The 10,129-nt window shown below is 72.2% G+C and carries 5 protein-coding genes; 1 reads left to right on the top strand and 4 read right to left on the bottom strand.

Annotated features, from left to right (window positions below; genetic code table 11):
* Window positions 1-12: 12 nt before the first annotated feature.
* The 3 genes from AB0M28_RS31670 to AB0M28_RS31680 form a co-directional block, all read right to left on the bottom strand.
* On the bottom strand, window positions 13-1,782 hold the full coding sequence (locus AB0M28_RS31670; protein ID WP_365412645.1) for a protein kinase family protein: 1,770 nt from the start codon (window positions 1,780-1,782) through the stop codon (window positions 13-15).
* 130 nt (window positions 1,783-1,912) lie between these two features.
* Window positions 1,913-4,375: a murein biosynthesis integral membrane protein MurJ gene (gene murJ, locus AB0M28_RS31675; protein WP_365412651.1), complete on the bottom strand. Its 2,463-nt coding sequence runs from the start codon at window positions 4,373-4,375 to the stop codon at window positions 1,913-1,915.
* A 33-nt stretch (window positions 4,376-4,408) separates the two neighbouring features.
* On the bottom strand, window positions 4,409-6,715 hold the full coding sequence (locus AB0M28_RS31680) for a DUF6049 family protein (protein ID WP_365412647.1): 2,307 nt from the start codon (window positions 6,713-6,715) through the stop codon (window positions 4,409-4,411).
* A 196-nt stretch (window positions 6,716-6,911) separates the two neighbouring features.
* Here AB0M28_RS31680 and AB0M28_RS31685 point away from each other — a divergent pair, with 196 nt between their 5' ends.
* Window positions 6,912-8,393 carry a CCA tRNA nucleotidyltransferase gene (locus AB0M28_RS31685; RefSeq protein WP_365412653.1) on the top strand — a complete coding sequence of 494 codons (1,482 nt, stop codon included), beginning with the start codon at window positions 6,912-6,914 and terminating at the stop codon, window positions 8,391-8,393.
* A 27-nt stretch (window positions 8,394-8,420) separates the two neighbouring features.
* On the opposite strand, the gene AB0M28_RS31690 is transcribed toward AB0M28_RS31685, so the two are convergent.
* Complete coding sequence (locus AB0M28_RS31690; RefSeq protein WP_365412649.1) at window positions 8,421-9,728, bottom strand: MFS transporter; 1,308 nt, start codon at window positions 9,726-9,728, stop codon at window positions 8,421-8,423.
* Window positions 9,729-10,129 lie beyond the last annotated feature (401 nt).

Raw genomic sequence — 10,129 nt, forward strand, 5'->3', positions numbered from 1 at the left:
GGCGCCGTGCGCTCAGCTCTTGACGGAGATCTCCGCGATCCTGCCCCGGAACTGCCCGTCGTCGGTCTTCGGCAGCTCCGTGAGCCACACCAGAACGTACCGCGTGATCAACGGCTTCTTCGGCTCCAGTGTCAGATCGTTGCCTTTGCCGGAGTCGAACTGGGCGAAGCCCGACAGGTCCGTGGGCTTCGCGCCGGCGTCGCTGGGGGCGGCCATGGCGGAGACGGCGGTGTCGCCGACGAGGGTGACGTGGACGCTGCCCACCCGCTGGGCCTTGCCCAGGTCGATGACGAGCCCGACGCCGGGCTTGAGGTTTCCGAGCTTGGCGTAGTTGCGGTAGCCCTTGGTGTTCCAGGACGTGGAGTCGTCGCCGTCGATGGCGAGCGGGACCGCGCTGGGGCTCTCCGAGCCCGTGCCGTACGGGTCGAAGTCGTCCGCCGACCTGATCGTGACGGGCTTTCCGCCGTCGTCGCCGGAGGGGCGCTCCACGGTGGACTGCTGCTCGTTGCCGGCGTTGTCGTCGGACTGGCCGCCGCGGTTGATGAGGGTGTCGGCGAGCTGCCAGCTGCCGAGCGCGAGCGCGGCGATCAGCAGCGCGGACACGGCCCACTTCAGCGCCTTGCCGGCCCGGCCGGGCAGCGCCGGCGGGGCGGGTACGGGCGCCGTGGGCGGCCCGCTGCGCCGGACGCCGTTCTGCGGCCCGGCGGCGGCGCGGGTGTACGGGGTCGGGTGGAACGCCTCGTGGGCGGTGTAGGAGGGCTCCGGGGGCCGGATGCGGGGCATCTCGGCGAGCGCGGCGGCCAGCTCCTCCGGTGTGGTGCAGGGCGGCTCCAGCCGGGTCGGCGTGGCGCCGTTGTTCACCAGGGCCCGCATGGCGAGCTCGGAGAGCCCGCGGTGGACGCCGGCGCGCACCTGGTCGGGTGCGGGCAGTCCGCTGCCCTTGGGCAGGCCGGTGAGCCCGTACGCGTCCTCCTCGTAGGGCCAGCGGCCGGTGAGGGAGCAGTACAGCAGGGCGCCGATGGACTCGGTGTCGGTGCGCTGCGGCTTGTCGGCCCGTACGCCGCGCAGCGCCGCCTGTACGGCGAGGCCGCGGATGCGGTACTGGCCGGAGGACGTACGCAGCACGGCGGAGGGGGCGAGGCACAGGTGCGCCAGACCCTCCCGGTGCGCGGCGGCCATCGCCTGGGAGACCTGCTGGACGAGCTGGTAGGCCTCGTGGGCCTCCAGCGGCTGGCCGCCCGCGAGGAGCGTGTCCAGCTCGACGGCGTCGGGTAGCCATTCGTGCACGACGTAGGAGAAGTCGCCTTCGGCGACGGCGTCGAGGACCTGGACGAAGCGGGGGTCGCCGAGCAGCGCGGAGGAGCGCGCGGCGGCGAGGACGGGGGTGGCGCGGGAGTGGTCCGCGGGCAGGACGTGGATGCCCACCGCGCGGCGCAGTTTCTCGTCGACGGCGCGCCAGCTGCTGAAGCCGTCGAGGCGGGTGAGGCATTCCTCCAGCCGGTAGCGGCCGGCGAGTTTGTGCCCGCTGTGCAGCTCCGGCGGCGGTGTCTTCGCCGCGGGCGCGTCCGTCGGGTCCGCCGCCTCTGCCTCGGCGGCGGGCGGTTCCTGCCCGTCGGGCGGCGTCTCGGCCTCAGCGGGTGGCGTGTCCTGGGCGCCGGTCTGTGCGTCTGCCGTGTCCGGCGATGGGGGTACCCCCTGCTCGAGCGAAGCCGAGAGATCGGGGGCGGTTGCCGCGTCGTCGGGGCCGTCCGGGGAGAGGGCCGCCGTGCTCCGTTCCGACACCGTCGTTCCTGCCTCCCCAGTCGTCGTGCGCACCGGCCCACGCTTCGAGCTACCGCTTATTGTGCCCGCAGTTTTCTGCTATCCACGACCCGTGCCGGGCACCGATGGTTGCACCGGCGCCGGTATCGGGTCAGCGTCCGAGCCGGCCACGGACCATGCCCACCAGTGAGTTGAGCTCCTCGATGCGCAGCCTGCGCGCCGTGACGTAGAACAGGCCGAGCAGCGCCGCGCCGCCCAGCAGCAGCGCGCACAGGGCGCCGAAGAAGCCGTTGCCGAGGGCCTGCAGCAGGCCGAGCGCGATCAGCCCGGAGACGAGCGTGGCGGGCAGGCTGGCCAGGGAGAGCCGGGTGTACGTGCGCAGCACCCGGTTGCCGTCGAGATCACCCGTGCGGGTCTTCAGCCGGCGCCAGGCGACGCCCACACCGACGGCGTAGGCGACGCCGTAGGAGGCGGCCATGCCGACGACGGCGTACCGGTCGGGCAGGACCAGGAAGCTGAGGGCGGACAGGGCGGCGTTGACGCCCGCGACGACGAGCGTGTTGTAGAAGGGCGTGCGGGTGTCCTCGTACGCGTAGAAGCCGCGCAGCACGACGTACTGCACCGAGAACGGGATCAGGCCGAGGCCGAACGCCATCAGGACCAGACCGATGGAGCGGGCGCCGTCGGTGCCGGAGGAGCCGAACAGCAGCAGGCTCATCGGGATGCCGAGGGCGAGGAAGCCGAACGAGAGGGGGACGATGGCCACCGCGGACGTCCGCAGCCCGTGGGAGATGTCGTCGCGGACGGCGAGGGGTTCGCCGTCGGCGGCGGCGCGGGAGATCCGCGGGAGCAGCGCGGCCATCACCGAAACGGTGATGATGGCCTGCGGCATCTGCCAGATCAGCAGGGCGCTCTGGTACGCGAGGATGCCGGAGCCCTCGTGGCCGTCGGCGGCGGCGTTGCTGCCGGCCCAGGTGGCGAGCTGGGTGACGACGAGCATGCCCGCCTGGTTGGCGAGGACGAAGAAGACGGTCCACTTGGCGAGCCTGGCGGCCTTGCCCAGGCCCTGGCCCTTCCAGTCGAACCGCGGCCGCACCCGGAAGCCCGAGGCGCTCAGGTAGGGGATCATCGCGAGCGCCTGGACGACGAGTCCGAGCAGCGTGCCGATGCCCAGCAGGCGGATGCCCTCGTCGGGGATCGTGGCCGTCGTCAGGCCGGAGGAGCTGCTCGTGCCGTACACCCACAGGAAGAGGGCGAAGGTGCCGATGACGACGATGTTGTTGAGGACCGGCGTCCACATCATGGGGCCGAAGCTGCCGCGGGCGTTGAGGATCTGGCCCATCACCACGTGGATGCCCATGAAGAAGATGGTGGGCAGGCAGTAGCGGGCGAACGCCACGGCCACCGAGTTGGCCTCGGCATTGTCGGCGATGCTCACCGACATCAGGCGCACCAGCAGCGGGGCCGCGAGCACGGACACCAGCACCAGGCCGCCCAGGACGACCGCAACGAGGGTGAGGAGGCGGTTGGCATAGGCCTCGCCGCCGTCCTCGTCGCTCTTCATCGCACGGACCAGCTGGGGGACGAACACGGAGTTCAGGCCGCCGCCGATGGTGAGGATGTAGATCATCGTCGGCAGCGTGAAGGCGACGTTGTACGTGTCGCCGAGGACGGCGGTGCCGAGCGCGGCGACGAGCAGCAGCTGGCGCAGGAAGCCGGTCAGACGGGACACCAGGGTGCCCGCCGCCATCACGGCGCTGGACTTCGCGAGGCTGCTCACCTTGCCTCCCTTGCGCTGCGGCGGCACGGCGGCCGGCTGCTCGGGCCTGGGCGGCTGCTGCGGCGTGGAGTCCTGGTCGCGGTAGAGGTGTGCGAAGGCGTCCGGCTGGGGCTGCGGCTCGGCCGCCTCGGTCATCAGGTCGTCGACGCCGAGGTAGCGGCTCTGCTCGGAGGCGTCGCCGTACGGCAGATAGCGCCCGGGGCCGTCGGGCTCAGGGGCGGGCGGCGAGGCGTACAGCCGCGGGTCCGGGGCGTGCTGCGGGGTGGGCGGCGGCATGTACAGCGGCTGCGCCGGGGGCTGGCTGCCGGGCGGCGGCGGGGGGTGCGCGGCGCGGTCGTACAGCGCGTCGGTGAGGGGGTCCGGCTGCTGGTAGGGGTCCTGGGTGTAGGCGCCCTGCAGATACGGGTCGGGCTGCTGGTACGCCGCGGGCTGCTGGTACGTGCTCGGCTGCTGGTACGCGGCGGGCTGCTGGTAGGCGTCCGGCTGCTGGTGGGGCTCGGGTTGCTGGTACGCGTCCGGCTGCTGGTACGCGGTGGGCTGCTGGTAGGCGTCCGGCTGCGCGTAGGGCTCCGGCTGCTGGTACGGCCCGGGCTGCGGGGTCTGCTGCTGCGCGGGGTAGCCGGCGGGGTCGTACGGGTCCGGCTGCGGGGCCGCGCCGTAGGGGCTCTGCTGCGGGGTGGGTCCGTACGCGTCGGCCGGCTGGGAGGACGACCAGGGCTCCCCCTGGACAGGGCGGCCCGGGGCGTTCGCGTGGTCCGGGTCGGGTGTCGGGGGCTGACCCGTCGGATCACCGCCCGTGCCCTGCGCCCGGTCACCGTCGTACGGCGCGTTCATCGCCACCCCAACCTCTTCTTGGCAGACCCTTGTCTAGCGGTCCACCTTCTCACCTGTGCCCGTCGGGGCACCGGCAGCAGGACCGGTGTCATCGCTGCTGCCCGTCCGATCGTCCTCCACACCGGACTCGCCGGGTGAGTCCTCGGTGGCGGCGGCCCGCTTGCGCTGGGAGTACATCCGCACGCCGGCGAGGACGACCAGCAGGATCCCGACGCCGATCACGAGCAGCACCGTCGAGGTGATTGACGTTACCTCGACTTTGAAGGTCTTCGCCGTGCCGAACGTCCGGCCGTCGGGTGTGAAGAGCTGCGCGGTGATCGTGTACGGACCGCTGGCCTTGGCCTTGGTCTCGAACTTCACCGTCGTGCTGCGGCCGCCGGCGACGGTGACCACCTGTTCGCCGGTGACGATCTGCAGCCGCTGGTCGTTGCTGGAGGTCAGCCGGACCTTCAGGCCCTTGACGTCCTGGACGAGGTTGTTCTGGACGGTGACCGGGATCACGCCGGTGTTGCCGGAGAGCGTCAGGTCGGTCTTGTCGATCAGCTGGACGGAGCCGGTGAGCTTGTCCAGTTCGTCGGCGACGGCGGCGCGGTAGGCCGTTGCGCCGTTCGGGTCACCGCGCCACTGGTTGGACAGCTCGCGCTTCAGGGCGTTGCCGATGGGCGCGATGACGCGCACCGGCTCGGTGAGTACGACCTGGAAGTCGTCCAGCTCCTGCTGGGTCCTGCGGATGGCGGCGAAGGTGTCGGACCTGAGTTCCTGCGCCCGCAGCTTCTTCGGGTAGCGGGAGGCGGCCGGGACGGTGCGGTTGGCCTGGGGGTCCGGCGTCTCCTCGGCGGCCTCGGTGAGGGTCTCGCCGGTGGTCCAGTACTGCTGGGACAGCCCGCGCAGGGCCTCCGCCATGGTCTGCGCCTGGGAGGCGGTCGGGGTGCGCTGCGGTGCCACGACGATGCTGCGTGCCTTGTTCGGCGCCTGCAGGGTGATCATCAGGGTCTGCGCGAGGAACTGCTGCACGGCCAGCGCCGACTTGTCACCGTCGACCATGTCGCCCTCGAAGAGCCGCGAGAGCGTGGCGTCGGAGACGACGGCGGTCTGGTCGCCGGCGATGGGGCGGGCGGCGGTGGGCGTGTAGCTGAGGTCGGGGCTCTCGCGCAGGCTGTCGCTGCGGGCGATGACCTTGTCGGCGCCGCCCTCGTCGGAGATGTCGACGACGGCCGGGTCGAGCGCTCCGGCGACGGGCCAGGAGAAGTCGGTACGGGCGGGGACCTGCAGCACGCTCTCCACGGTCGTCGCGGCCAGTTCGGTGGCCTCGCGGAGCTGCTTGAGCGTGGTGGCGGAGCGGTCGGCGCGGTGCGCGATGGAGGCGAGGTCGGTGTCGGCGAACGGCAGGGCGATCACCTCGCCGCCCTGTACGGCCTCCTGGAGCTCCTTCAGCCAGGCCCGGGCGGTCTCCTGGGCCTCCTTCGTACCGGCGACCTCGTTGCCGTTCTCGTCGATCACCCAGTGCTTGCTGGTCATGGCGTTGACGCTGGCCAGCAGATCCGGGTCGATCACCCAGGTGACGGGGAGGTCCCGGCCCTGGTCGAGGAGCACCTGGAGCCGGCCGCCGGGCTGCAGCTCACGCTCCAGGGTGTCGCTGACGAAGTACGGGGTCTGTACGTCGTCGGGGTCGGTGCGGGCGCTGAGCTGGGGCGTGGAGATCAGCGGCCAGAGGAAGGTGAGGCCGGTGCGGGTGGAGCGTTCGGAGGGCTGCCAGGGCAGGAAGGTGTGCTCGATGCCGCGTACGGACTCCAGCTGGTCGTCCGGGGTGGTGCCGGAGACGGTGACGGCGAGCTGGTAGACGCCGGGGCCGTCGGTCGGCAGGTCCTTGGCGGGGACGCGGAGGGAGAAGGGGATGGTGACACCGGGGGCGAGCCCGTTCTTCAGCTCCTTCACGCCCGGGCCGCCGACCTCGTTGCCGTCCTCCTGCCAGGTGAAGTCCTTGCGCTTGGCCGCGTCGGTGATGGCGCTGCGGCTGTCCAGCGGCGCGCCGGTCATACGCAGCCCGACGCGGGCGTCGGAGATCTTGTCCTTGCCCTTGTTGGTGAGCGTGCCGGAGATGGTGACGGTGTCGTCCGCGGCGGGGACCAGCGGGGCCACCCGGTTGACGGAGACGTCGACGGCGCGGGAGCCGGTGGGGGCGGCCTCGGCCGGCTGAGCGGCGGGCAGCTGGAGGAGCCCGGCGAACACCGGCAGGGCGGCCACCAGCGCGGCCAGCTGCCGCCGGCGGGCCCGCGGTGCGCGCCACAGCCGGCGGACAGGGCTGGGGGTGGTCCCGTGGTTGTCTGCCGCCTCGGCCACGCGCACTTCGCCCGTCCTCGTCGTTGCTCGGCCTGGAGCAGGCCCCGGACCCCTGATGGTAACGAGATACCACCGGTGAGGGTGCCCGCGGATCACATGCGTGGAGTGTGTGCGTTTGGCCGGCGGGCGTGAGGGGGTGTGTGGACCCGGGCGCGGGTGAAGCCCCGTACCCTGTTCTGTTGTGCCGAACGACGATCTGACCCCCGGGGGCAGCAGCCCCGACCCGCAGCACCGGCAGCTCAGCGAGGCCCAGCGCCGCGCGGTGAGCGAGCTGCTGCGGGTCTCCCCTGTCGCCGACGACCTGGCCCGCCGTTTCGAGGCGGCCGGGTTCACGCTGGCGCTCGTCGGCGGGTCGGTGCGGGACGCGCTGCTGGGCCGGCTCGGTAACGATCTGGACTTCACCACCGACGCCCGGCCCGAGGACGTGCTGCGCATCGTGCGGCCGTGGGCGGACGCGGTGTGGGAGGTCGGCATCGCGTTCGGCACCGTGGGGTGCCGCAAGACGGCCGGCGGCGGCGCGGACGCGCAGGACTTCCTGATCGAGGTCACGACGTACCGCTCGGAGTCGTACGACCGCACCTCCCGCAAGCCCGAGGTGTCCTACGGCGACACCATCGAGGAGGACCTGGTCCGCCGCGACTTCACGGTCAACGCGATGGCGGTGGCGCTCCCCGCGAAGCAGTTCATCGACCCGCACGGCGGCCTGGAGGATCTGGCCGCGCGGGTGCTGCGCACGCCCGGTACGCCCGAGCAGTCGTTCGACGACGATCCGCTGCGGATGATGCGGGCCGCCCGGTTCGCCGCCCAGCTGGGTTTCGAGGTCGCACCCGAGGTGCAGACGGCGATGACGGACATGGCGGAGCGGATCGAGATCGTCTCCGCCGAGCGGGTCCGTGACGAGCTGAACAAGCTGCTGCTGAGCGCCCATCCGCGCGCGGGGCTGAAGCTGCTGGTCGAGACGGGGCTGGCCGCGCACGTGCTGCCGGAGCTGCCGAAGCTGCGGCTGGAGCGGGACGAGCACCATCGGCACAAGGACGTGTACGAGCATTCGCTGACCGTGCTGGAGCAGGCCATCGCCCTGGAGCAGCAGGGGCCGGACCTCACGCTGCGGCTGGCGGCGCTGCTGCACGACATCGGCAAGCCGCGCACGCGGCGGTTCGAGAAGGACGGGCGGGTCTCGTTCCACCACCATGAGGTGGTCGGCGCCAAGATGACCAAGGCGCGGATGGCGAAGCTCAAGTACCCGAACGACCTGATCAAGGACGTGTCGCGGCTCGTGGAGCTGCATCTGCGGTTCCACGGCTACGGCACGGGCGAGTGGACGGACTCCGCGGTGCGGCGCTATGTGCGCGACGCGGGCCCGCTGCTGGACCGGCTGCACAAGCTGACCCGCTCGGACTGCACGACCCGCAACAAGCGCAAGGCCGGCGCCCTGCAGCGGGCGTACGACGGGCTGGAGGACCGGATCGAGGTGCTGCAGGAGCAGGAGGAGCTGGACGCGATCCGGCCGGATCTCGACGGAAACGAGATCATGAAGCTCCTCGGGATCGCTCCGGGGCCGGCGGTGGGCCAGGCGTACAAGCATCTGCTGGAGCTGCGGCTGGAGCACGGTCCGATGGAGCACGAGGCGGCGGTCGCGGCGCTGCGTGAGTGGTGGGCGGTGCAGGAGCAGTCCTGAGGGCGGTCCTGGTCCTCCGCCGCGGGGTCATGTTTCACGTGAAACATGGGCCGGGGCGAGCTGCTCGGCGTCATGTTTCACGTGAAACATGGCCCACGCGATGACCGCGTAGAGCGCGGCGATCGCCAGGAGCAGGACGTGCGAGCGGCCGTCCGCAGGGAGCATCAGGGCGGAGACTCCGGCGGCCGAGACGAACGCGATGTTGAAGAGCATGTCGTACAGGGAGAACACCCGGCCGCGGTAGTCGTCCGCCACGGTGCTCTGCACCACGGTGTCGGTGGCGATCTTCGCGCCCTGGGTGGCCAGCCCCAGCAGGAACGCGGCGGCCATGACCGACTCGCGGGCGAACGGCATTCCCAGCGTGAGCACCACCACGGCGGCGAACGCCGAGCACAGTGCGATCCAGCCCAGCCGTCCGAAGCGGGCCGCGGCCCACGGCGTCACCACGGCCGCGACGAAGAACCCGGCGCCCGACAGGCCGATCGCGAGGCCCAGCAGGGCCATCGCCTCGTCGTTGTCGTCCGTCCAGGCATACCGGCAGAGCATCAGCACCGTCACGGTCTGCGCGCCGTAGCAGAAGCGCATCAGGGTCATCGACAGCAGCGTCCGGGACGCCACGGGGCGCTCCGCCAGATGCCGTAGGCCGTCCTTGAGGCCGCGGGCGGTGCTCGCGACGGCGGCGAGGACCCTGGGCTGGATGACGTCCGCGTCCGGACCGAGCCGGTCCCGGGCGATCCGCAGGGACGCGAGCCCGGCGCAGACGTAGACGGCCGCGGCGGCGAGCATCGTGAGCGCGTCGGCGGCGGAGCCCTCGGGGCCCGTCAGGCTGACGGCGAAGCCGACCACGGCGCCGGAGGTGGCGGCGAGGGTACCGGCCGTGGGGGAGATGGAGTTGCCCATGACCAGCTGGTCGTCGGTGTCCACGACGCGGGGCAGGGAGGCGGAGAGCCCGGCGAGGATGAAGCGGTTGACGGCGGTCACGCACAGGGCGGAGAGCAGGAACAGCCAGTCCGGCACGCCCGCGGCGATGAGCGCCGCGGTGGCGGCCGCGAACCCCGCGCGTACGAGGTTGCCGTAGAGCAGTACCTGGCGGCGGCGCCAGCGGTCGAGCAGTACGCCGGCGAAGGGGCCGACGAGGGAGTACGGCAGGAGCAGCACGGCCATCGCGGAGGCGATGGCGCCGGCGGAGGTCTCCTTCTCGGGGGAGAACACGACGTAGGTCGCCAGGGCGATCTGGAACACGCCGTCTGCGAGCTGCGACAGCAGGCGTACGGTGAGCAGTTTGCGGAAACCGTCGAGCTTGAGCAGCGCACGCAGGTCGCGCATCACGGGCATGGGGTCAGCCTCGCAGATGTGGGGCCTCGGCGGTCGTGGGCGGCCGCCCTTGTCGCGGGTCCCCGGTCGCCTTCCGCTGCGGGGGCTCCGCCCCCGAACCCCCGCTGTCGGCGCTGCGCGCCTCGTCCTCAGGCGCCGGACGGGCTGGTGTTGCGGGGGGTGCCCCACGCCTGGCGGCGGGTCGGCGCTGCGCGCCTCGTCCTCAGGGGCCGGACGGGCTTCATGGTGCGTTTGCGTCGGCTGACGCGCATCCGGCCTTCGGCCGGAGTCCTCAAACGCCGGACGGGCTGCATGTCGCCTTGCGCTGCGGGGGCTCCGCCCCCGGGCCCCCTTTGCGGGCTGCGCCCGCGTCGCGCCTGCGGCGCTCGTCCTCAAACGCCGGACGGGCTGGTGTTGCGGGC

The sequence above is a fragment of the Streptomyces sp. NPDC051940 genome, from assembly GCF_040680895.1.
GTDB lineage: Bacteria > Actinomycetota > Actinomycetes > Streptomycetales > Streptomycetaceae > Streptomyces.